The organism is Allobosea sp. BE125 (assembly GCF_031456075.1).
Classification (GTDB): domain Bacteria; phylum Pseudomonadota; class Alphaproteobacteria; order Rhizobiales; family Beijerinckiaceae; genus Allobosea.
The window spans coordinates 189,368-211,727 of the sequence record NZ_JAVDTY010000004.1; the positions used below are offsets into that span (position 1 = coordinate 189,368).

At 67.2% G+C, this 22,360-nt stretch carries 17 protein-coding genes and 1 tRNA gene; 9 read left to right on the forward strand and 9 right to left on the reverse strand.

Annotated features, from left to right (window positions below):
• Positions 1 to 90: 90 nt before the first annotated feature.
• Entirely contained in the window at positions 91 to 3,234 is a 3,144-nt protein-coding gene (locus tag J2Y55_RS11685) for an ATP-binding protein (protein ID WP_310152585.1), read from the reverse strand.
• Positions 3,235 to 3,466: 232 nt separating this feature from the next.
• On the opposite strand from J2Y55_RS11685, the gene J2Y55_RS11690 reads away from it, so the two are divergent.
• From J2Y55_RS11690 to J2Y55_RS11710, 5 genes are all read left to right on the forward strand, one after another.
• On the forward strand, positions 3,467 to 3,862 hold the full coding sequence (locus J2Y55_RS11690; protein ID WP_310152588.1) for a phasin: 396 nt from the start codon (positions 3,467 to 3,469) through the stop codon (positions 3,860 to 3,862).
• Positions 3,863 to 4,024: 162 nt separating this feature from the next.
• Entirely contained in the window at positions 4,025 to 5,170 is a 1,146-nt protein-coding gene (locus J2Y55_RS11695; protein ID WP_310152593.1) for a hypothetical protein, read from the forward strand.
• A 149-nt stretch (positions 5,171 to 5,319) separates the two neighbouring features.
• A tRNA-His gene (locus tag J2Y55_RS11700) sits at positions 5,320 to 5,396 on the forward strand.
• Positions 5,397 to 5,589: 193 nt separating this feature from the next.
• Complete coding sequence (locus J2Y55_RS11705) at positions 5,590 to 6,018, forward strand: Hsp20 family protein (protein WP_310152596.1); 429 nt, start codon at positions 5,590 to 5,592, stop codon at positions 6,016 to 6,018.
• A gap of 94 nt (positions 6,019 to 6,112) precedes the next feature.
• Positions 6,113 to 6,379 (forward strand): BQ00720 family protein, encoded by a 267-nt coding sequence (locus J2Y55_RS11710; RefSeq protein ID WP_244546373.1) that lies wholly within the window; start codon positions 6,113 to 6,115, stop codon positions 6,377 to 6,379.
• Between the two features lie 41 nt (positions 6,380 to 6,420).
• Here the strand turns inward: J2Y55_RS11710 and J2Y55_RS11715 are convergent, their stop codons facing one another.
• On the reverse strand, positions 6,421 to 7,197 hold the full coding sequence (locus J2Y55_RS11715; protein WP_310152604.1) for an alpha/beta hydrolase: 777 nt from the start codon (positions 7,195 to 7,197) through the stop codon (positions 6,421 to 6,423).
• A 109-nt stretch (positions 7,198 to 7,306) separates the two neighbouring features.
• Between J2Y55_RS11715 and J2Y55_RS11720 the strand changes: the two genes are divergently transcribed.
• From J2Y55_RS11720 to J2Y55_RS11730, 3 genes are all read left to right on the forward strand, one after another.
• Positions 7,307 to 8,524, forward strand: coding sequence for a glycosyltransferase family 4 protein (locus tag J2Y55_RS11720; protein WP_310152607.1), 1,218 nt, complete (start codon positions 7,307 to 7,309; stop codon positions 8,522 to 8,524).
• 140 nt (positions 8,525 to 8,664) lie between these two features.
• The gene (gene infC, locus J2Y55_RS11725) at positions 8,665 to 9,207 is read left to right on the forward strand and encodes a translation initiation factor IF-3 (protein ID WP_092171296.1); all 543 of its coding nucleotides are present in this window, start codon (positions 8,665 to 8,667) and stop codon (positions 9,205 to 9,207) included.
• Between the two features lie 117 nt (positions 9,208 to 9,324).
• Positions 9,325 to 10,056, forward strand: coding sequence for an aldolase (locus J2Y55_RS11730; protein WP_310152610.1), 732 nt, complete (start codon positions 9,325 to 9,327; stop codon positions 10,054 to 10,056).
• A gap of 8 nt (positions 10,057 to 10,064) precedes the next feature.
• Here J2Y55_RS11730 and J2Y55_RS11735 read toward each other — a convergent pair whose 3' ends face one another.
• From J2Y55_RS11735 to J2Y55_RS11760, 6 genes are all read right to left on the reverse strand, one after another.
• Positions 10,065 to 10,694 carry an aspartate/glutamate racemase family protein gene (locus J2Y55_RS11735; RefSeq protein WP_310152613.1) on the reverse strand — a complete coding sequence of 210 codons (630 nt, stop codon included), beginning with the start codon at positions 10,692 to 10,694 and terminating at the stop codon, positions 10,065 to 10,067.
• A gap of 207 nt (positions 10,695 to 10,901) precedes the next feature.
• On the reverse strand, positions 10,902 to 11,930 hold the full coding sequence (locus tag J2Y55_RS11740) for an amino acid ABC transporter substrate-binding protein (protein WP_310152617.1): 1,029 nt from the start codon (positions 11,928 to 11,930) through the stop codon (positions 10,902 to 10,904).
• A 35-nt stretch (positions 11,931 to 11,965) separates the two neighbouring features.
• Complete coding sequence (locus tag J2Y55_RS11745) at positions 11,966 to 12,898, reverse strand: LysR family transcriptional regulator (protein WP_310152619.1); 933 nt, start codon at positions 12,896 to 12,898, stop codon at positions 11,966 to 11,968.
• A gap of 1 nt (position 12,899) precedes the next feature.
• A complete protein-coding gene (gene cuyB / locus J2Y55_RS11750) occupies positions 12,900 to 13,613 on the reverse strand; it encodes a cysteate racemase (RefSeq protein ID WP_310152624.1) in 714 nt (237 codons plus the stop codon).
• 61 nt (positions 13,614 to 13,674) lie between these two features.
• Positions 13,675 to 15,024 (reverse strand): aspartate aminotransferase family protein, encoded by a 1,350-nt coding sequence (locus J2Y55_RS11755; protein WP_310152627.1) that lies wholly within the window; start codon positions 15,022 to 15,024, stop codon positions 13,675 to 13,677.
• Positions 15,021 to 15,914, reverse strand: coding sequence for a MurR/RpiR family transcriptional regulator (locus J2Y55_RS11760; protein WP_310152630.1), 894 nt, complete (start codon positions 15,912 to 15,914; stop codon positions 15,021 to 15,023). Before J2Y55_RS11760 ends, J2Y55_RS11755 begins: the two co-directional genes overlap by 4 nt.
• 354 nt (positions 15,915 to 16,268) lie before the next feature.
• On the opposite strand from J2Y55_RS11760, the gene J2Y55_RS11765 reads away from it, so the two are divergent.
• Positions 16,269 to 18,863, forward strand: a complete 2,595-nt coding sequence (locus tag J2Y55_RS11765; RefSeq protein WP_310152632.1) for a chemotaxis protein CheW — start codon at positions 16,269 to 16,271, stop codon at positions 18,861 to 18,863.
• Positions 18,864 to 18,959: 96 nt separating this feature from the next.
• On the opposite strand, the gene J2Y55_RS11770 is transcribed toward J2Y55_RS11765, so the two are convergent.
• Positions 18,960 to 21,992 (reverse strand): autotransporter outer membrane beta-barrel domain-containing protein, encoded by a 3,033-nt coding sequence (locus J2Y55_RS11770; protein ID WP_310152634.1) that lies wholly within the window; start codon positions 21,990 to 21,992, stop codon positions 18,960 to 18,962.
• Positions 21,993 to 22,360: the final 368 nt, after the last annotated feature.

A 22,360-nucleotide genomic window follows, 5' to 3' on the forward strand; every position in this document is an offset into this window, starting at 1 on the left:
CCTTGGGGGGCAAGCGCCGGCGCGCCCCGTCTATGCGCCGCCCGAGACGGCGAAACTATGACCGCGCGCGAGCCTTGCCTTGCGAGAACCTTACCCGGCCAGAACCCGCTGAGGCGGGAAGGTGATCTCGACCAGCGTGCCTTCCTTCTTGACGCTGGTGATGCTCATCGCCGCACGGTTGGCCTCGACCAGCGCCTTGGTCAGCGGCAGCCCCAGGCCGGTGCCGCCCTTGCGGCGTGTCGTCGGCACCTGGCGGAAGGGTTCGAGCGCAAGCGCGAGCTCGTTATCGTCCATGCCGATGCCGGTGTCGCGCACCCGCAGGATCGCCTCGCCCTGGTCGCCGAGCGCCGTCGAGACGATGACCTGGCCGCCGGCATCGGTGAACTTCACCGCGTTGGAGAGCAAGTTGATGACGATCTGGCGAATCGAGCGCTGGTCGGCGACGACCGGCGGCAGCTTCGGCGCGAGGCCCGAGCGCAGCACCACGCGGCCGCGCTGCGCCTCCGGTTGCAGCAGGGCGACCGTCGAAAGCGCGATCTCGTTCAGATTGACGCTGACGAAGTCGAGATCGAGCTTGCCGGCCTCGATCTTGGCGAGGTCGAGCAGGTCGTTGACCAGGCTGATGACGTAGCCGCCCGACTGATGGATGTCGCGCAGATATTCCTTGTAGCGGTCGTTGCCGATCGGCCCGAAGCGCTCCTCCGCCATCACCTCGGCAAAGCCGATGATGGCGTTGAGCGGCGTGCGGATCTCGTGGCTGATCTTGGCGAGCACGTCGGATTTCTGGGCGCTGGCTTTCTCGGCCGCCTTGCGCGCCTCGACCAGCTCGCCCTCGGTCTTCTTCCAGGCAGTAATGTCGCGCAGCACGGCGCAGAAGCGGCGCTCGGAGCCTTCCGTGATCTGGCCCATGGTCATGAACAGCGGGATCTTGCCGCCCTGGCGCACCCGGCCGACGACTTCGCGCCCGTCATTCATCACCGAGGCGACGCCGCCGCCCTTCAGCCCTTCGAGATAGTCGAGTGCGGGAGCATGGCTCTCGGCCGCGAAGAGCAGCGTGAACAATTCGCCGGTGACCTCGCGCTGGTCGTAGCCGAACAGCGCCTCGGCAGTCTTGTTGAGCGAGAGCACGCGGCCGCGCTCATCGACCGTGACGACGCCGTCGGTCGCTGTGTCGAGCATCGCAACGAGTTCGCTGATGCGGGATTCGCGGGCGTCGACATCGAGCCGCAGGGCGTTGACGCGGGCAGCGCTCTCCTCGTCCTCGGCCGCGAACTCCGCCGCGAGTTCGGCTTCCTCGGCCTCCTCCGGCGTCAGCACCTTGACCTCGCCGCCGCTATCCGGGTGGCGGAAGGCCATCAGCGTCGCGGCTTCGCCCAGCCAGGACACGCTGGAGAGCACGGCGTTGACGCTGACGAGATGGTTGAGCCGGTCGATCAGGATCATCGCGCCGCCATCGGTGCGCGAGGCCTCCTTGATCAGGCGGCTGACATTGCCACCTGCCTTGAGATCGTCGAGATCGGCATAGTCGAGCAGGTCGAGCAGCGTGCGGTTGGCGTAGAGCGCCTCGTCGCCGCGATTGACCAGGACCGCGATCGGCAATTTGTCGAGCACGTCGGCATGGGAGTTGGGCTGCCGTTGCCGCGCGGTCTCGGAGCCGGACTCCACTGCGGCCTCAGTCGGCACACGCGTCGGGGCAGGCAGATCGGCTGGCGCCAGTTCGGCTAGGTGGCGGCCAAGGGCGTCGTCCTGGTCCCGCGGCTCGGCTGCAGGCGCGAGCGGCTGGTCGCCGCTCTCCTTCAGCCGCAACGGCGCGACGGGGGGCAGGCGCGGGCTGGTCTCGTCGTCGCCAGCGATGCGCGCGCCCAGCGCCTTGGCGATCTCGCGGAAGGCGTTGCGCTCGGCCGAGCTGAGATTGGGTTTTGAGGGCTCCAGCACCGGCCGGACGCTGGCGAGGTGGCCGTTGCGCAATGGCACGATATTGCCGCCGGGGGTGGGAGCCTCGGATACGGTCGGCGAGGCAGCTTCCGGAGCCCGGGCGTCTTCTGGAGTCTTGGAGTCTTCCGGAGCCTTGGTCTCGTCCGCGGCTGCGGGAACCGGTTCGGGCGCCTCCGCCGCGGCCTCGTTGTCTTCGCCTTCAAGCGCCGCCTCGTCCGCCTCCAGCGCGGCGCCGAACTCGGCCTCCGCCGGCTCGGTGGCGGGCGCTTCGATCTCTTCCACCTCTTCCACAGCCTCGGCCTCGGCGGCGGGCGGGACCGAGGCCTCGACCGTCACGGGCTCCATGGCAGCCGGGAGTTCCGCCGCGACCACGGGGCTTTGCTCCGCTTCAATGTGCTCGGCTTCAACCGGAGTGTTCGCAGCCTCGGGCGCGTCCGTGACCGCCGAATCGGGAAACGGCTCGCGCTCCGTCAGGCGCGCGAGGCCGAAGCCGCGGAAACCGGCGAACTGGCGTGCGGCATCGAGGAAAGGCGCGCCCGATAATTCGACGCGCGCACCCTCCTGCGGCAGCTCGGTGCGCCACAGCACATGGTGGCCGCTCCAGGTCGTGCCGCTGGCGAGACGCTGGGCGAGGCCGCCATCCCTGTCGATCAGGTCATGGCCGATGATCTGCGCCCAGTTCCGCCCGGGCAGAGCCGCCGCGGCTTGCGGCCCGGCGAGCTCAGCGAAATCGGGAGAAACGCTGGTCAGGCGCCCGGCGGCATCGCTGTTCCAGAGAAAGCGCAGCAGGGCGCGGCGCGGCGCAGCCGGCACGAGAGCTGGGGCAACGGGAGCCGGGGCAGGGGTGGCAGGCGCCACGGCTGATTCGGCGGCGGGTATGTCTTGTGCCTGGAGCGTGCTCTCGGCCGCAGGCACTGCGACGCCGAGCCGGCGCATTTCGTTGGCCGGGATGGCGATCGCCAGCACTTCGCCCCCATCGGGACCGGTCAACAGCCGGCAGCCGCAGGTGATCATGGTCGCGGAGAAGCCGGAGGTCAGCCGCAGCCGCTCGAGCCTGATGCCGTCGCGCGGCGCAAGGCCTCCAGCCAGCAAAGCGAGCCTCTGCCGCGTCGGCGCCGGGAGATTCGCGGAAAGGCCGTCGCCGCCCAGCAGCGCCCGGGCGCCGGCATTGGCGAAACCCGGCCGGCCGGCCTCGGCATCCCATAGCAGCACGGCCCCGCCATTCGCGAAGGACACAAGCCCGGCGTCCTGCGCCGCCGCAGCGCCTAGTCGCGCCCAGTCCTGTCCGGCTTCGCTCATGCTTGCCTGCTTGTTTCAGTCCACGCCTTTATGGCTAACAAACCTTTAATAGCGCCCAAATGCTAGCAAAGCCATGGAACTGAGACGGGCTCTCCCGCGTCTCGTACAAACAGCGTTAACGTGAGCGGGTGGGTAGAGCCGCGTGCCGTTGTCATTGCGGCGCAACAATGATATTGCACTGCACAATAGACCGCGCCTGCTCATGAGTCATTGCAACAGGAGGATGCCCCCGATGAACGGCAAGACACCGTACGAAGTGCCGACTGAAATGCGTGAATTCGCCGAGAAGAGCGTCGATCAGGCCCGCAAGGCTTTCGACGGTTTCATCGGCGCGGCTCAGAAGGCCGTGGATACCGCTCACGGTTCGGCCGAGTCGGCCCGCGCCAATGCGCAGGACGTGACCCGCAAGGCGATGAGCTATGCCGAGACCAATGTCGCGGCCGCCTTCGACCTCGCCCAGAAGCTGGTGAAGTCCAAGGACCTGACCGAGGTCATGCAGCACCAGTCCGAGTTCATGAAGTCGCAGATGGCCGCGCTCCAGAGCCAGCTCAAGGAGATGGGCTCGGCGGCGCAGGATGTCGCGAACAAGGTCGCCGAAACGGCCGCCAAGGCGACGAAGGCCAAGTAAAGGCCCAGGTGAGGGCCTAAGTGAGGCCCGACTGAGCCGCGACGGGCGCCCTGGCGGCGCCCGGAAGCGGACGAGATGAAGATCGAGCGGCCGGGCGATGAGTCCGGCATGCGTCGTTTTATCGTTTGCGCGCGTTGTTTTCTCTTTTGATGGAGGATCGCGATGGTCAAATCTGTCCCGACCAAGCCTACCCCGGCGAAGACGACTGCCCCGACAAAGACGACGGCCAAACCGTCGATCAGCCTGGCGCCGGTGAAGGCGTTGCCCCCCATCCCCGAGACGCCTGCCCCCGTCATGGCCAAGCCCGTCGAGGCCAAGCCTGTCGAAGCCAAGCCCGTTGCAGCCGTGGCTCCGGTGCCGCCGCTCGCCGCGCCAAAGGTCGAGGCGCCCACACCCGCCATCGTGCTGAAGCCGGAAGCTCCCAAGGCAGAGGCTCCCAAGGTTGCCGCTCCCACGCCGGAGGCTCCGAAGGTCGAGGCTGCCAAGCTCGCTGACAGCAAGGTCGAGACGCCCAAGGTCGAGACGCCCAGGGCCGAGACGCCCAAGGTCGCGGCTCCCGAGGTCGCTGTTGCCAAGCCGAGCGTCCCGTCGGCGAAGGCCGCAGAGCCGGTCGCGAAGGCTGCACCCAGCCCGGCTCCCGTGATCAAACCGGTTGCCCCGACGAAGCTCGCCGCGAAGGTGGTAAAGCCGGCTGCGATCCGCATCCCGCCGGCCAAGACGCGCATCGAGAAGGCGCCCGCGATCAAGGCGGCGGCCAAGAGCACCGCCAAGGCCGGGGCCAAGGTCGTGAGCCCGGTTGCGCCTGTCGCTCCTCCCAAGGCCGTGGCCTCCACGACCCTTGCTCCCAAGGTTGTGGCCCCCAAGGTTGCGGCCCCCGAGGTTGCCGCCCCCAAGACCGTGGCCCCCAAGCCTGCAGCCCCGAAGACCGTCGAGGCGGTGAAGCCGACTGTTGCCAAATCGGCCGAGATCGTGACGTTCACGGGTAAAATTGCACCCACTCCCGTGACCGCGCTGGTTCCCAAGCTGATCCCGAAGCCGCCGGAATTCGCTGTCGTCACGACCGCTACCGTGGTGACGCAGACGCTGGCTCTGGCGCGCACCTTCGGGGCGCTGCAGGCCCGCATGCTCGATTATGCCTGCGCGGAGTTGAAGGCGACGCTGGGCGAGGCCGAGACGCTGGCGCGCACCGACAGCGCGGCCGACGCCGTTGTGCTTCAGACCAAGGCCATCCGCCGCGGCTATGAGGCCTATTCGGCCCATCTCAACGACCTCGCGCAGATCGCGAGCACACCCCTGCGCAGGGGTTGAGGGCAAGGGCTGAGGGACACGCGAAGCAGCGCTCCAAAATCCATTGGGCGCGGCGTGAATTCGACGGTTGCAATCGGCTGGCGACCGCACTAGGTTCCGCGCCGCCGCCGATCGTGACTTTGCGACCGATCGCCAAGCGCCGGGTGCGGGCAGCCATAGCTCAGTTGGTTAGAGCGCTAGATTGTGGATCTAGAGGTCCCCCGTTCAAGCCGGGGTGGCTGTACCACCCGCACCATTGCCGGAAGTCCGGTTTCACAGCCGCACTTCGGACGCCACCTGAGACGCGCCGCCCGGCAGGCTCTTGAACCGGTCCGTTTCTCTCGCCATATCTTGATGGATGGGAGGGTTCGCCTCCCACCGGTGGGGTGCTGCGACCAGCGGGCCCCGCATGATCCAAGAGGGCGCCTTTCGAGGGCCGTATGACGCGTACGCCAAGTCTGTCGCATCCGTTCCTGCTGGGGTTCGATGATATCGAACGCGCGCTCGACCGGGTGACGAAGGGGGGCAGCGAAGGCTACCCGCCTTATAACATCGAGCGCATGCCGCGCTGCGACGACGAGCCGGACCGGCTCCGAATCACATTGGCGGTAGCGGGTTTCGCCCGCGAGCAGCTCGAGATCACGCTGGAAGAGAACCAGCTCACCATCCGGGGTCGCCAGAGCGACGACAAAAGCCGGCAATTCCTTCATCGCGGCATCGCGGCGCGCCAGTTTCAGCGCAGCTTCCTGCTGGCGGACGGAATGCAGGTGATGGGAGCCGATCTCTCCAACGGACTTCTCGCGATCGACTTGGTGAGGCCGGAACCTGAGCGCCTCATCCGGCGTATCGATATCGTGAGCCGGGATTGACCGGCAGGATGGATGCAGCGCGGTTTTGGCATCTGTTCATAATCTGAGGCGTACTCTGAAAACCGCTACTCGCACTGCTCTGAAGGAGGGCGCGATGAACGAAGATAGAACGATGATCCAGACCACTCCTCTGACCCAGGCCGAATTCGCGGCCCTCGGCACGGGCGAGGTCGCCTATCTGAAGCCGATGACCTCGGACGAGCTCCTGCGCATCTTCCCGCAGGCGCCCGAGATCCAGCCCGGCCTGCAGCTCTTCGCACTGCTCTCGGCCGATGGCGCGCCGATCCTGGTGACCGATTCGCGCGATGCCGCGACCGCCAACGCCTGGGAGCACGATCTCAGGATGGTCAGCGTCCATTGACGCTGCTTCAGGCCGGACGCTGCCTCAGGCCCAACGTTGATTCAGGCTTGGGCCGTGATCCCGGCGACCGCTGACGTCAGCCGGGCGATGTCGCCCGGCGTCGAGAGACGGTGATCGCCATCCTTGATCAGCGTCAGCAGGACGGGATCGCCGGCGAGATGCTCGACGAGCTTGACCGCTTGCCGCCACGGCACATCGGGATCGGCCATCCCTTGCAGGATATGCACCGGGCAGCCGGTCCTGATCTCGCTTCCGAACATCAGATGCCTGCGGCCGTCCTCGATCAGCGCGCGCGTGATCGGCGTCGGATCGGGCGAATATTCGGACGGTCTCAGCCAGACGCCGTCGCGCAGGATGGTGTGCCGGATCGCGTCGGGCATCTGCGCCCACATCAGATCCTCGGAGAAATCCACGGCCGGCGCGATCAGCACCAGCCCGGCCGGCGCGAGCGCCGTGCCCAGCAGCTTGCGGGCGGCGAGCAGGGCGATCCAGCCGCCCATCGACGAGCCGACCAGGATCGGGGGGCGGCCGCAGCGGGCCGCGATCATCGCCAGCGCGTCCTCGAGCCAATGCGACAAGGTCCAGCGCGCGAAATCGCCGCCGGTCTCGCCATGGCCGGCATAATCGAAACGCAGGAAGGCGCGTCCCGTCAGCCGCGCCCATTCCGCCAGCGCCTCGGCCTTGGTCGCGCGCATGTCGGAGCGGAAGCCGCCGAGCCAGAGCACGGGGGCGCCGTCGCCGGGCTGCGCGAGATAGGCGAGCTGGCGCCGTTCAGCGCCTTCGCCGAGGTCCAGCCATTGCGGCGCGTCTCGCTCCACGTCAAATCTCCTGTGACGAATCTGCCTGGCGAGGCGAATATAGGCTGCGCTCGCGCGGCGCACGTGGTCGTATCGCCGTTTGTAGAAAGAGTTCTCTGAAACTGTGAGCATGTCCTTCCAGCCCGGCGCGCATTTGTCGCTGCCCTCGACCGAGACGCACCCGCTCAGCGGCCGCACCATCCTGCAGATCATTCCCGATCTCGAGGCGGGCGGGGCCGAGCGCACGGCCGTCGATATCGCCAAGGGCCTGACCGATGTCGGCGCGCGCGCGCTCGTCGCGACCGAGGGCGGCCGCCTCGTCGCCGAATTGCAGGCCAAGGGCGGCGTCTGGCTGCCCTTTCCCGCAGCCACGAAAAATCCCTTCGCCATGGCGCTGAATGTCCGCCGCCTGGCGCTGCTCTGCCGGCATGAGGGCGTCGAGCTGATTCATGCCCGCTCGCGCGCGCCGGCCTGGGTCGCGCTCGCGGCGGCTCGCTCGCTGAAACTGCCTTTCGTCACGACCTATCACGGCTCCTATGCCAGCCGCTCGGTGGTGAAGACGCTCTATAATTCGGTGATGGCACGCGGCGACGTGGTGATCGCGAATTCGGGCTATACGGCCGACCTGATCCTGGCCAAGCATGGCTTTGCGCGCGACCGCATCCGGGTCGTCCATCGCGGCACCAATTTCTCGGCCTTCGCGCCCGCCGCCGTCGGGACGGAGCGCATCCAGGCCCTGCGCGCGGCCTGGAAGGTCGAGCCGCATCAGCGCATCGTGCTGCTGCCCGGCAGGCTCACCGGCTGGAAGGGGCATCGCGTCCTGATCGAGGCCGCCCGCATCCTGCGCGACGGTGGCGACGCCGAGACCGCCTTCATCATGGCCGGCGACCCGCAGGGGCGCGACGGTTATGTCAAGGAACTCGACCAGCTCATCGCCAAGGCGGGGCTGGAAGGCCGCGTCAAGCGCGTCGGCCATTGCACGGACATGCCGGCGGCGCTGCTCGCGGCGGCCGTGGTCACCGTGCCCTCGACCGAGCCCGAGGCCTTCGGCCGCGTCGCGGTCGAGGCGCAGGCAATGGGCGCGCCCGTCGTGGTGGCCGATCTCGGCGCCGTGCCCGAGACCGTCCTGGCACCGCCGCAGGTCACGCCGGCCGAGCGCACCGGTTGGCGCGTGCCGCCGGGCGATGCGGCGGCGCTCGCCGCCAGCCTCGCCGAGGCGCTGGCGCTGCGCCCTTCCGCGCGCGATGCCCTGGCGCGGCGTGCGCGCCAGCATGTCGAGCGGCATTTCTCGCTGGAGACGATGGTGGCGGAGACGCTCGACGTCTATTGCGCGCTGTTGGGTCGGTAAATGCATAACAGGGGTGTGGAATGCGGCAGGCGTATGCCTATTGCTGCGTCATTCCCCGCCTCCCACATTGACATCGCGCATCTTTGTGCAATGTGTCTGCTCAGCGGCGCTGCTTGCGCCTGAAACAGGAGAATACCCCCATTCGTCGTCCTTTCCGCGCTGCCCCGACCCCGACCAAAGACGGCCCGCGTTCGAACCGCGACATTCGTGGTGTCCGCGATGTCCAGCTCATCGACGATACCGGCGCCAATCGTGGCGTGGTGTCGTTCTTCGAGGCCTTGAAGATTGCCGAGGATGCCGGTCTCGACCTGGTCGAGATCGCCCCCAACTCCGAGCCTCCGGTCTGCAAGATCCTCGACTATGGCCGCTTCCGCTTTCTCGAGCAGAAGAAGGCGGCCGAGGCGCGCAAGAAGCAGCGCACCATCGAGATCAAGGAGATCAAGCTTCGGCCGGGCATCGACAAGCACGATTACGACGTCAAGATGAAGGCCATGCACGGCTTCTTCGATGAGGGCGACAAGGTCAAGGTGACCCTGCGCTTCCGCGGCCGTGAGATGGCTCACCAGGATCTCGGCGTGAAGGTGCTCGAGCGCGTCAAGGTCGACCTCGTCGACGTCGCCAAGGTCGAGAGCGACTGGCAGCTCGAAGGCCGCCAGATGGTCATGGTGCTCGCGCCCAAATAACGGGCGGTGTCCGTTATGCGATTTGGATCAGGCCCGGCCCTAGCGCCGGGCCTTGTCATATCCGGTGCCGCGATGTTTCGATCCGGTTCGCATCCGATAATCGAGAGATCTTGCCCCATGTCGTTGCCCAGCATCACGAACCAGCGCCGCGATCTTGCCGCCGCGCTCCGCCTTGCCGCGAAGTTCGAGCTGAACGAGGGCATCTGCAATCATTTCTCTGTCGCCTTGCCGAACGGCCCCGACGGCAAGCCGCGCTACCTGATCAACCCCTATGGCGTGCACTGGTCGGAGATGAAGCCCTCCGACCTGCTCTTGATCGACGACAAGGGTGAGGTGCTGGAAGGCGAGGGTGAGGTCGAGGCCACCGCCCGCAACATCCATGTCGCCGCCCACAAGGCCAATCTGCGCCATGTCGCGGTGCTGCATGTCCACATGCCCTATGCCACCGCTTTGACCATGGTCGAGGGCGGCAGGCTGGAGATGGCGCATCAGACCGCCTGCCGCTTCCATGGCCGCACGCATTATGTCGACCATTTCGGCGGGCTCGCGCTCGATGCGAGCGAGGGCGAGGCCATCATCGCCGCCAGCAAGGCTTACGAGCATGTCGACATCACCTTCCTCGCCCATCACGGCGTGACCATCGGCGGCCCCTCGGTCGCGGTCGCCTTCGACGATCTCTACTTCCTGGAGCGCGCCTGCCGGCAGCAGGTGCTGGCGATGTCGACCGGCCGGCCGCTGAAGCTCATTCCGCAGCAGCAGATCGAGGCAACCGCGCGCGACTGGCGCGACGTGCTGGTGTTTCAGTCGGAGAAGCATTTCGAGGCGCTGCGGCGCATCGAAGGGGCCTGACCGGCTTTTCAGCCGAGCAGGCGCCTCAGCTTCCTCACGGCACTCTCCGGCGTCGTCAGCACCGGCCTGCCGGTCGCGGCCATGACCGCGGGCGCTGACCGCGCCAGGCTGAACTGGGCGAGCGCGATCACGTCGCAGCCGGCGAGATCGCGCGCTGCTTCTGCGGCAAGCCGGTCGTGCTCGGCGCCGTCACCACGATCGAGGGCGGCGAGCGCCCCTTCCGCCAGCTTCGGCGTGATCGTCAATGCGGATGGAAACTCCGGCGGCATCGAGGCCAGCGTCGGCGCGAAGCTGGCGAGGAGGCCGATGCGCCCGCCCGTCTTTTCGGCCTCCTCGATCATCGCCTCATTCGGCTTCAGCACCGGCAGCGGTGCAAGCTCGCGCTGCACCGCCTCGATGCAGGGCCCGAAGGCCGAGCAGGTGAACAGGATGCCGTTGGCGCCGGTCGCCTTCGCATAGCGCGCGAGTTCCAGGAAGCGCCCTGTCATCGCCTCCGTGATCGTGCCGTCGCGGGCGAGATCGGCTGAGAGGCTGTCATCGAGCAGGTTCATCAGCCTGACTTGGGGCCAGAGCTCGGCGAATGCCGCCTCGATCGGAGGCGGCGAATGGCGCAGCGCATGGATCAGCGCGATCCGCATGGGGTGGGTCTCCTTCCTCGGCGTCAGAGCCAGATGATTCCAGCTGGGATCACAGGGTGATCTCAGCTGAGATGTGAATCCGTCTCTCATCTAAGAGTGAGAGCAGGATGCGAAAAACCGGTTCCCACTTTTTCGCATCCTGCTCGAGAGCGTTTTCAAGCGAAGTGGACACCGGTTCGCGTGAAGAAAACGCGTTAAAACAATGCTCTAGCGGACCGGATGCGGATATTGCAGCCCGCCCTGCGAGGCCAGCGCGTTGAGGCCGCGCTTGAGCTGCAGTTTCGAGCCCATGCCGACATTGCGCTCGAAGCTCTCGCCGTAATTGCCGACATGCTTGACGATGCGATAGGCCCAGTCGGTGGTCAGGCCGAGGCCTTCGCCGAACTTGCCCTCGACGCCAAGCAGGCGCTTGATCTCGGGGTTCGTCGATTTCAGCATCTCGTCGAGATTAGCCTTGGTCACGCCGAACTCCTCGGCATTGAGCATGGCGTAGTGCACCCATTTCACCAGCGCGACCCAGCTTTCGTCGCCGCGCTTGACGGCGGGGCCGAGCGGCTCGCGCGAGATCAGCGTCGGCAGGATGACGAAATCGTCCGGCTTGGAGAATTTCAGGCGCTCGGCGGCAAGCCCCGAGGAATCGGTGGTGAAGGCGTCGCAGCGCCCGGCCTCCAGCGCCTTGACGCCCTCCTCATTGGTGGAAAAGCCGATGATCTCGTATTTCAGGTTATTGGAGCGGAAGAAGTCGGCGAGGTTGAGCTCGGTCGTCGTGCCTTGCGTCACGCAGATCGAGGCGCCGTTCAGGCCCTTCGCCTCGGTGACGCCGAGCGCCTTCTTCACCATGAAGCCCTGGCCGTCGAAATAATTGATGATCGGCCAGGACATGCCCTGCGAGGTGTCGCGCGACATCGTGTAGGTGGCGTTGCGGGCGAGCATGTCGACCTCGCCGGCCTGCACCACGACGAAGCGCATCTGCGGCGTCGTCGGCACGAAGCGGACCTTGTTGGGGTCGTTGAAGATCGCTGCCGCGACGGCGCGGCAGAGGTCGATGTCGAGCCCGTCCCAGCGCCCGTCCGGCCCTTGCAGGCCGAAACCGGGCAGGGCGATGTGGTTGCCGCAGATCAATTCGCCGCGCGCCTTGACGCGCTCCAGCGTGGTCGTCTGGGCGAAGGCGGTGGTCGCGGCTGCGGCCGTGGCGAGGCCGAGCCCTGCCGCGAGAAGGCGTTTGAAGATTGTCATCGTAGTTCCCCTGTTTTTTGAGTGCTTTGTGGTGGTCAGGCGCCCTTGGCGCTCGCTTGGGCAGCTTGGCTCTGCTGCTCTTCGTGGTCTCCGGCGAGACCGGCCCAGAGCCGGTGCAGCGCGGGTTTGCGGTTGCTGCTGTCGCGATAGGCGACGAGCGAGAGCGGCATCGCCCAGGCCTCGCCGCCGGCCCGGACCAGTTTCGCTCCCGCCGCAGCCGCAGCACATTCCGGCAGCCAGGCGATGCCGTAGCCGGCGACGGCCATGTCGCGCAGGACATCGGCCATGTCGCTTTCGACCAGGCGATGGCCGACCAGCGGCTCCGGAGCGGCTTCGATGATGAGATCGACCATGCGGCCGAGATAGGCGCCGGCGGAATACATCAGCAGCGGCAGCGGTGCCTTGGCCTTGCCGGGCAGCGGCCAGCGTTCGGCGTGTTCGGCGGCGACATAGGGGCGCAGATGTTCGACCCCGATCACCAGCCGGTCATAGCGCTCGGCGTCGAGATGGATCGGTTGCTGCGCATGGTGGAAGCAGACCAGGAGATCGACGGCGCCGGAGACCAGCGCTGTCACGGTGTCGTGGACATTGCCGGGCGCGACCTTGCAGCTCAGCGCACGCCCCTGCGACCAGCTCGCCCACCAGCCGGGCAGGCGGCCCGTCGCGAGCGCATGCGGCAATGCGATCACGACCTGGTCGCGCTTCGCCGTAGGCTGGCCTGACAGGCCGGTCTTGGCATCGAGCAATTGATGCAGCGTCTCGGCCGCGGTTTCCCTGAAGCGTTCGCCTTCGGGCGTCAGGCGCGTCGGAAACACGCTGCGGTCGATCAGGGTGACGCCGAGCCAGGTTTCGAGCGCCTGGATCCGGCGGCTGAAGGCGGCTTGCGAGGCGTTTCGCTCTTCGGCGGCGCGGGTGAAGTTGCCACGCTCGGCGACGGTGAGGAAATCCTGGAGCCAGCGTATGTCCATCTCAGCGCACCTCGCCGAGCGAGGCGTTGACGCAGGCCCGCGCCAGGGCCTCGGTCGGGTCGATGCCGAGCGGCAGGAACGCGCTCTCCGCCAGGGCCAGGGGCAGCTCGGTGCAGGCCAGCAGCAATCGCTCCGCTCCGGCATCGAGCAGGCGGCGGCCTGCTTCCTCGGCCTGCTGACGCGCGAGCGCGCGCTGGCCGGCCTTCGTCGCGGCGATGGCACGGTCGACCAGGGCCTGCGCCGGCTCGTCGGGCAGGATGAGACGGGGGCGCTTAGTGCCGAAGCGCGACTGGTAGAGTCCGGCTGCGATGGTGCCGCGCGTCGCCATCAGGGCGACCGCGCCGATGGGCGGTTCGATCTCCGCAATCATCGCCATGACGGCGTCGGCGATGTGCAGCAGCGGCACACGGCTGCCGCGCGCCAGGCGTTCATGCCAGTAATGCGCGGTGTTGCAGGGGATGGCGATGAACTCCGCCCCGGCGCGCTCCAGTTGCATGATTCCCGCCGCCATCGGCAGGAAGGGCGCATCGCTGCCCGCGGCGATCGCAGCCGAGCGATCGGGAATCTGCGGCACGCCATGGACGAGCAGCGGCACATGGTCCTGATCGTGCTGCGCCGGCGTCAGCATCACCACCTTCGCCATGAAGTCGATCGTCGCGGCCGGCCCCATGCCGCCGAGAACGCCGATGAGCCGCCGATGTGGAATGTGCTGCATGACGCGTCTGTGCCGGTTCGCACAGCGCATGGCCAATGCAAATTTTGCATCGCCCTTTCGGTCAATGTCCGGCGCCATCGTGCAAGGCACCAGTGATCGCGGCGTCGACGGCTTCTCCGAGCCGTTCGACGATCATGTCCATCACCGCTGCGTCAGCGATGAAGGGCGGGGCCAGCAGCACATGGTCGCCGGCGGTTCCGTCGGCGGTTCCTCCCATCGGATAGACCATCAGGCCGCGCGCCATCGCCGCCTGCTTGATCCTGGCGTTGAGCTTGAGGCTGGCCTCGAAGGGCGTCTTCGAGGTGCGGTCGGCGACGAGTTCGATGCCCCAGAAATGGCCGCGCCCGCGCACGTCGCCGACATGGTGATGGTTGCCGAAGCGCTCCTTCAGCCGGCGTTCGAGATGGGCGCCCTGCAGGCGGACATTGGCGAGCAGGTCGTCGCGCTCGATCACCTTCTGCACCGCGAGCGCGGTCGCGCAGGCGAGCGGGTGGCCGTTATAGGTCTGGCTGTGCGGAAAGGCCCCGGAGCCTTGCCGAATCGCCGCGACGATCCGGCCCGAGGCCAGCATCGCGCCGATCGGCGCATAGCCGGCGCCCAGCCCCTTGGCGATCGCCATCAGATCGGGCGCGATGCCCTCCTGCTCGCAGGCATGCAGCGTGCCGGTGCGGCCCATGCCGCACATCACCTCGTCGAGGATCAGCAGCACGCCATGGCGGTCGCAGATCTCGCGGATGCGCTTGAAATAGCCGGGCGCGGGCGTGGCGGCCCCGAGCGTCGCGCCGACGACCGTCTCGGCGACGAAGGCCGCGACGGTGTCGGGCCCGAGCTCCAGGATCTTGGCCTCGAGCTCGTCGGCGACGCGCAGCCCGTATTGCTCCGGTGTCTCCTCAGTGCGCCGGTCGCGATAGGCGTAGCAGGGCGCGATATGGTGGCCGGTGAGCAGCATCTCCTTGAACGGCGCGCGATCCTTCATGCGGCCGCCGACCGAGAGCGCTCCGACCGTGATGCCGTGATAGCTCTGCCGGCGCGAGATGAAGTTGGTCCGCCGGCTCTCGCCCTTTTCGATGAAATAATGCCGCGCCAGCTTCAGGCAGGCCTCGATCGCCTCGGAGCCGCTGCTGCAGATGAAGACGTTGCTCAGCCCCTTCGGTGCGCGCGCGATGAGATGTTCCGCCAGCTCCTCGGCCGGCTGCGAGGTGAAGAAGCTGGTATGGGCATAGGCCAGCTTGTCGATCTGGGCATGCATCGCGGCTTGGATGTCGGGATGGCCATGACCGAGGCAGGAGACCGCCGCGCCGCCGCTGGCGTCGATATAGCTCTTGCCCTCGGCGTCGAAGAGCATGACGCCCTTGCCGCCGACGGCGACGGGATAGGTGCCGTTGACGCTGCGGTGAAGCAGATGGCTCATGATGGTCTCCGTTTGGCGCGGCGAGGGGTCTCGAAGGTCGAGAAGGCGTCGAGCTGGGCCTCGGAGGCGGCGATGGCGTCGAGCGCCGGCTTGCCGCGCCGCGCCGTCATCAGCGCCGCCAGGCATTCCACCGCCGCAAAGGCCGGCGTCATGCTGTGAAAGAAGGAGGGCGTCTCGGTGCGCACCAGCACTGTCTCGTCGGCGAGCGCGGCGAGCGGCGAATGCGCGCTGTCGGTCAGTGCGACGATCGACGCGCCCTTGTCGCGCGCATAGGCGGCGGCCTGGAGCGTCAGGCGCGTATAGGGCGAGACCGAGATGACGAAGAGCACGTCGCCCGGGCCGATCCGGCGCAAGGCATCGATGCCGCGCCCGCCGGCTGTGTCGGCGAGGACCGACTCCGCGCCGATCAGCGTGCGGATATAGTCGAGCATATAGACGGCCGGAAAGGCGGAGCGCAGCCCGAAGCAGAAGACGCCGCGCGCATTCGCCAGCAATTCGGCCGCGCGTTCGAGGCAGGCGACGGATTGCGGCTCCCGCAGGGCCCGGACATGCTCGGCCAAGGCCGCGAACATGTCCTGCGCGATGGCGCTGTCGCCCTCGTCGCCATGGCGTTCGAGCAATTCGGTTGCGCGGTTGGCGAAGCCGTCGGGGCGCTGGCGCAGCGAGGCCGCATAAGCCGTTCGCAGGGCGTCGTAACCGGGAAGGCCAAGGCGCTGCGCCAGCCGCGTGAAGGTCGCAGGAGCAAGCCCGGCGCGCCGCGCCTGCTCGCGCGTCGTCAGCAAGGCGACATCGGCGGGGTGATCGAGCACCCAGCGCGCGACCGCCTGCAGCTGCGGAGGCAGGTCATCGAATTGCGCATCCAGGGCGGTGGCGACGCCGATCTGATCCATGATGCGATCATAGCGGGACTCGTGATGGAATGAAACAGATGATTCTTATACTATAATATGAAACGAATGATGCATTTTGATGCAGGCCGCGGCGCATTTTTGATCTGAGGTGAGAGCAGCCCGGCGGTGGCTTCTTTCTGACGTTGCGGCGCGCTTTGCGCCCGGCCAATCCTGCGCCCTGTGAATGATCGTTGCATTTGCCGCAAATTTGAGCGCTGCGGGCAGGGGCAGGTTGGTGCGAATCGGCCGCTCAGGTGATTTGGTTCGATCCGGAACGGTTGCGTCGAGTTCAGTCTTTTCTCGGCCGCCGGGCCTCGTCCAGGCGGCTATTGGCGCGAATGGAAGAGCCCAACCTTGCAGACGCTTCACAAGGGAATCGCGATCGATCCTTCGCTGGCGGGCATCATCCGCCATATGCATGCGATCGACGACTATCGGCAGGTCTTCGATCGCTTGCAGGCGTCGTGGGACACGCTGACCCTGCTCGGCCAGCTCTCGGGCAACGCGACCGAGATGTCGGGCACGCGTTCCGCCTTCGAGGAATTGACGGGGAGCCTGCTCAACCATCTCGCCATCGAGACGCGCGACAAGGTCGTCAGCGATCTCAGGACCAAGGCGCAGAATGCCATCGATGTGCTGGTGCGCAATCTCTTCGAGCGCACGGCCGATATCGGCTTCCTCGCCGCCGACACCGATATCCGCGAGATGCTGGAGCAGCCGACGCCGACGCCCGCTGCCCGCGAGGCGATCGAGGCGCGCTTCCGCGACTATGTCGCGAAATATTCGGTCTATTCCGACATCGTCCTGGTCGATCGCGAGGGCGCGGTCCGGGCCAGGCTCCAGGCCCATCCCGCCGAGACGGCGCGGCACGCCATCCTCGAGGAGGCGCTGAGTTCAAGCGGCGCCTATGTCGAGCATTACGGCGTGGTCGATTTCGTCTCGGAGGCGCAGTCGCTGGTCTATGCCTGGCGCGTCGAGGATCGTGCCAAGCGCCCGCTCGGCGTACTCGTGCTGGTCTTCCGCCTCGCCGACGAGATGGCGGGGATCTTCCGCAAGCTGCTGCCGGAGGATGACTGGACGATCCTGGGCTGCGCCACGCCGCAGGGCGAGGTCATCGCCGGCTCCTGCGCCATTCAGGTGCCAGCGGGGCTTGCCCTGTCGCCGGCAGCGCTGCAGGGGCGCGACCCCGTGCTCAAGCTCGGCGGCCGGCAATATCTCGCTGTCGCTTGCCGCAGCTCCGGCTATCAGGGCTATATGGGACCGGGCTGGATCGGGCTCGGGCTGCTGCCGCTGGAGGCTGCCTTCGCTCAGGGCGACGGGGCGCTCAGTGCGCGGATCGACGATGGCCTGCTCGCGGCGGTGACCGGCCATTCCGACCTGTTCTCGGAGGACCTGCTCACGGTCTCGCGCCAGGCTGCGATGATCCAGCGCGACCTCAACCGCTCGGTCTGGAACGGCTCGATCCGCCAGGCCGGATCGACGGCGGCCAACGCCGCCTTCTCGAAAATCCTGCTCTGGGAAATCTCCAATGCCGGTCGCAGGACGCAGGCTGTCTTCGACGCCTCGATCGGCGACCTCCACCGTACCGTGGTCGCGGCGGTCATGGAGAAGTGCCGCTCGCGCGCGGCCTTCGCCATCGATGTCATGGATCGCAATCTCTATGAGCGCGCCAATGATTGCCGCTGGTGGGCGCTGAACGCGACCTTTGCACGCGTGCTGTCGGAGCCGACGCCGGAGGGCGCGCGGCATTGCGGCGAGATCCTGGCGACGATCAATTCGCTCTATACGGTCTACAGCAACCTGATCCTGTTCGACGCCAAGGGCGTCGTCGTCGCGGTCTCGCAGCCGGTTGAGGCGCATCTGGTCGGCGAGACGTTGGCAGCGGAATGGGTGCAACGGACCCTGGCGCTGCGCTCGGACCAGCATTATGCGGTGTCGGGCTTCGAGCCTTCGCCGCTTTATGGGGAGGCCTCGACCCTGATCTATACGGCCGCGGTCCAGGCTCCGGCAGGGAGCAGGATGGTTGGCGGCAAGGCGGTCGGCGGTATCGCGATCGTCTTCGACTCGACGCCGCAATTCGGCGCGATCCTGCAGGATTCCCTGCCGGTCGATGAAGCCGGCGCGGCGCTGCCCGGCGCCTTCACGCTGCTCGTCGCGGGCGATTGCCGCATCATCTCCTCGACCGATCCGCGCTTCGCGGTGGGCGCACCGAGCCCGATCGCCATCGACCCGCAAGGGTTGGCCAATGAGGGCGATCTCGCCGGTATCCGCTCATTCGAGGGCAAGCATGTCGCGGTCGGCGCGGCGCTGTCCAAGGGCTATCGCGAATACAAGACCAGCGATGGACACCATGCCGATGTGGTGGCGCTCTGCGTCGTGCCGCTCGGCGATATCGCGGCCGAGGCCGGAGCGCGGCCATCGAGCGCCGCGGCCAACGCCATTGCAGCGCGCAGGCTGCCAGACGGCGTCGAGGCCTTCGAGGCCGCGACCTTCCATATCGGCCGGCATTGGCTCGGCGTGAAGGCGCGCGACGTCGTCGAGGCTGTCGATCTCGCCGGCCTGAAGCCCTCGGCCAAGCAGGCGGGAGATGGGTTGCTCGCCGGCTACAAGCTGCACCAGGGCGACCCCGTGCCGGTGCTGCGCCTGGCGCGATTGCTCGGCATTCCCGACGGCCTGGCCGAGGATCAGCAGATCGTCATCGTGCGCGCAGCTGGCCGGACGCTCGGGCTCGTCGTCGATTCGCTCGGCCCGATACCGGAAATCCCGGTCTCGGAACTGCAGCCTTTGCGCGACCTGACCGCGAAGCTGGAAGTCCCCGCGCTCGGCGTTGTCGCCGCGCGCGATGCGCAAGGGGCGCCGGCAGGCATGCTGATGCTGCTCGACGTCGACAGGCTCGGCGCGAGGCTCGACGGCGAACCCGCTCCGACGCTGCTGCGCGCCGCCGAATAGCTGGGGATCGTCTTTCGACTGAGCACGCCGTCATCTCGGGCGGGCCCCCGGGGTCCGGCTTTCAGCCGGTCCCCGAAAACGCTCCGGGAGCCCGCTTCAGAACCTCACCGCCAGCACGCCCTTGAAGGCATGGTCCTGCGTGTCCTGAGCGAGCTGGCCGGTATAGGCTAGGCCGAGCGTGGCGCTTTTGCCGATAGCGAGGTCGAGCCCGGCTTCGACGATTGCCGCGTCCCTGGCGATCGGGATGCCGGCGATGCTGAAGGCGCTCGAGCCGGAGAAGGCGAGCGTCGTGGTCGGATCGACGTCGCCGAAGGCATGGCGCCAGGCGAGCCCGCCGCGCAGGGTCAGATCCATGCCCTGCAAGGCAAAGCTCGACGAGGCGCGCAGGCCCAGCGTGGAATAGCCGAGGCTGGTGTCGTCGCCGCGGGCGGTCAAGGCTGCAGCCCCGCCGGTCTCGCTGAAGCCGCTGCTATGCAAGTTGACATAGGCCAGGCCCGCGAAGGGCTCGAACGCCAGCTTGCCGACATCGACCCGGTAGCCGACCTCGCCGAAGATTTGGGCCGTTCCGGCGTCGTAACCGGCGCGCAGATTGCTGCCGAAGGCCGAGGAGACGACGGTGCGGCTGGTCTCGACATCGTGCCAGCTATAGCTCGCACCGGTCCTCAGGCTGAGCGCGCCCCAGCGCCCGCCGCCGTAGAGGCCGAGATGGTAATTGTCGCTCTCGCCCGATGAAAACCGGCTGTTCACGTCGAACACGCTGCGGCTGTAGCCTGCGACCGCACCTATGCGCAGCGTGTCGAACAGGGCGGCATCGGCACCGAGCAGGAAGCCGCCGGTCGAGTGCGTCAGCCTGGCGGCGTTGCCGTCGCTGCCGGTGCGGCCCCAGGCGCCATAGCCCTGGCCCCAGACCGCGAAGCGGTCGGCGTTCAGCGTCGGCATCGGCCCCTTCACGCTCGGGGCGAGGTCGGCGGTGAAGCCGTAATTCAGCGTCGCCATCGGCGCCGCGCCGACGCCTCCGAAGGCCGCGCGCAGCCGGTCGTTGACAGCGGCGCGCAGGAGCCAGCTCTCGTCGATCAGCGCGGTTTTGGCCGAGGCATGGATCTCGCCGGAAATCTGGTCGAGCGCGGTGCGGGCTGAATCAAGCGTCGGCTGGTTGAGCATGCCGGTTTGGATGGAATTGCCGCTGGGCAGGCTGTCGACGCCCCGGCCGACCTCGGCCTGGTTGCCCGTCGAGCCGGCGGAGGCGACGGTGCGGGTCTGGATCACCGTCAGATAGGCGTTGTTGGCGTCGTAGCTGTCGCGCAGGCTCAGGAAGGGCGTCATGGCGAAGTCGCCCGAGCCATAGCGTCCGGTCAGCCCGCCGCTCGAGGTCAGGATGGTGTAGCGCTGGCCGGCCCGCAGGGTGGCTCCGGTGTAATTGACGGCGGTGAACGCCGCGCCGCTCGCCAGCGTCGCCGCGCCGTTGACCCGGATCAGGTCGGAGGTCACGGTCGCCGGGTCGATCTCGACCTGATAGGTCGAGCCCGCCGCCTGCAGATAGGCCCCGTTGACGGTCAGCGTGCCGATCGAGTTGCCGGGCGCGACGGTGCCGCCGGCCGCGATCGTGGTCGCGCCGACCGTGCCGTTGCCCTGCAGCCGGCCGCCCAGCACCGTCACAGTGCCGCCCAGCACCCCGTTCACCGACAATGTGCCGGCCTCGACCAAGGTGGTGCCGGCGAAGGCGGCATTATTGGCGGTCAGGATCGTCGTGCCGCTGCCGATCTGGCGGAGCGTGCCGTTGCCCAGGATGAGATTGTCGAAGGCGAAGGCATCGGAGCGGTTGAAGGCGAGCGTGCCGGCGCTGCTGGTCGTGATGCTGCCGACGAGGCTGCCGCTGGTGCCGCCATTGCCGATCTGCAGCGTGCCCTCGGTGACCGTCCAGTTCGTGGTGGCCGTCCCGGTGCCGGTCAGGCTCCAGGTGCCGGCGCCGGTCTTTTCGAAGACGTCGAAGTTGCGGTATTGCGCGGCAGGGCCGATGGTTGAGACGTCGAAGCTGGCGCTGCCCGTCCCGCCGAGCCGGAAGGTGTCGTTGGTGGCTGAAGCGCTGGCCACGACGTTGCCTGTAATGATCGACCCGGCCTGGAGTTCGAGGGTGGACGTACTCGCCGCAGTTTGGCCGAACACAATCGCATTGCTCTGACCGGCGCCGGCGCGAATGGTGCCGTTGTTGACGATGGCGAGGTTCCACGTGCCATCTTCGCTAATCGCAGCCGCACCGTTGCCGCCTTCAAGCAGGCCGAAGTTGGTAAGGGATGACGTGCTGGCACTGCCGCTGAGACCTCGAACGGCCGCATTTCCCGCAACCGTGCCGGTCAGGTCCGAGCCGCCGCGGATCGTGCCATAGTTGGTCGCTGTGACAGCTCGCGCGGTCGCGTTCATATAGAGGCCCGCGCCGGCGCCGATCCCCTGGCTGTTCCCGCCCTGCACTGTGGCGCCGACGTTGTTGATCAATGTCGAGCCGTTGCCGAGGGAGACGCCGTTCCCCTGGATGCTGCCGATGGGGCGCAAATAGGCATTCGCAACTCCGCCTGAGATGCTGCCGTTGTTCACCAAGGTAGCGTCATTCAATATATTGACACCGACGCCGGCCGTTTTGGCGGTAACCAGTGCATTGCCTCCCGTGATCGAGCCATTGTTGGTGACCTGGCCTGCGCTGCCTACGGAAGATGAAATATTCAGGCCCGCTCCGGGAACGGCAATGCTCCCCGAATTGCCGCCCACGAAGGCGCCGTTCACGGTCAGCGCACCGGATAGGAGAACGTTATTACCGAAGTTGATGCCGTTGTTCCCACCACTGGTACTGCCGGACAGGACGAAACCTTGCGTGTCGATCGTGATCGACTTGGTCGGCATTGGGAGTGTGGTATTGCTCGGCAGCGTGAAGCTGTTGGTCAGCGTGATCGTGGAGCTCGGATCGGCGCTGGCGTTGGCCGCAGCGATGGCGTTGATCAATTGCGTTGAGTTGGCCACCGTATAGTTGGCGGCTGTGGCCTGCGTCGCCAGCGAGCAGGCGATGGCGAGAGCGGCGCAGGACGCGCCCGCGAGAAACCTCGCCTTTCCCAGATATTTCATCCCCGCAGCCCCGCTCACGCCCGCCTCCATCGTGACTTTTCCGGGAGAAATGCACCCCCCCCAGGTTGCAAGAGTTCCGGGATTCGGCCGTTGCGACAAGGCCGCATTGGCAACACACCGAACAGAGCGTTTACAAAGCAGCAAATATATCACAGGCCTGCGACAGGCGGTCGGCTCGGACATCAGCCGGAGCGCACCATGGGCGGCGGTGAGCGCTACGCCAGAGATATCCGCTCGTGGGAGGAAGGGTCCAGCCTGCGCAGTCGGCCCTCCAGCGGCCCTCCGAACGTCTGCAAGCGAGCAGGGCTGCGCCGCCTTTCCCCAAGCTGTGAGGACGGTCTCGGGCGAGTACTAAGCGTCCGATTCAATCCACTGGTGCCTCGGAA

Coding starts and splice junctions, on each gene's coding strand:
- J2Y55_RS11685 (WP_310152585.1), bottom strand. CDS start 3,234: ATGAGCGAAGCCGGACAGGACTGGGCGCGACTAGGCGCTGCGGCGGCG.
- J2Y55_RS11690 (WP_310152588.1), top strand. CDS start 3,467: ATGAACGGCAAGACACCGTACGAAGTGCCGACTGAAATGCGTGAATTC.
- J2Y55_RS11695 (WP_310152593.1), top strand. CDS start 4,025: ATGGTCAAATCTGTCCCGACCAAGCCTACCCCGGCGAAGACGACTGCC.
- J2Y55_RS11705 (WP_310152596.1), top strand. CDS start 5,590: ATGACGCGTACGCCAAGTCTGTCGCATCCGTTCCTGCTGGGGTTCGAT.
- J2Y55_RS11710 (WP_244546373.1), top strand. CDS start 6,113: ATGAACGAAGATAGAACGATGATCCAGACCACTCCTCTGACCCAGGCC.
- J2Y55_RS11720 (WP_310152607.1), top strand. CDS start 7,307: ATGTCCTTCCAGCCCGGCGCGCATTTGTCGCTGCCCTCGACCGAGACG.
- J2Y55_RS11730 (WP_310152610.1), top strand. CDS start 9,325: ATGTCGTTGCCCAGCATCACGAACCAGCGCCGCGATCTTGCCGCCGCG.
- J2Y55_RS11735 (WP_310152613.1), bottom strand. CDS start 10,694: ATGCGGATCGCGCTGATCCATGCGCTGCGCCATTCGCCGCCTCCGATC.
- J2Y55_RS11740 (WP_310152617.1), bottom strand. CDS start 11,930: ATGACAATCTTCAAACGCCTTCTCGCGGCAGGGCTCGGCCTCGCCACG.
- J2Y55_RS11745 (WP_310152619.1), bottom strand. CDS start 12,898: ATGGACATACGCTGGCTCCAGGATTTCCTCACCGTCGCCGAGCGTGGC.
- cuyB (WP_310152624.1), bottom strand. CDS start 13,613: ATGCAGCACATTCCACATCGGCGGCTCATCGGCGTTCTCGGCGGCATG.
- J2Y55_RS11755 (WP_310152627.1), bottom strand. CDS start 15,024: ATGAGCCATCTGCTTCACCGCAGCGTCAACGGCACCTATCCCGTCGCC.
- J2Y55_RS11760 (WP_310152630.1), bottom strand. CDS start 15,914: ATGGATCAGATCGGCGTCGCCACCGCCCTGGATGCGCAATTCGATGAC.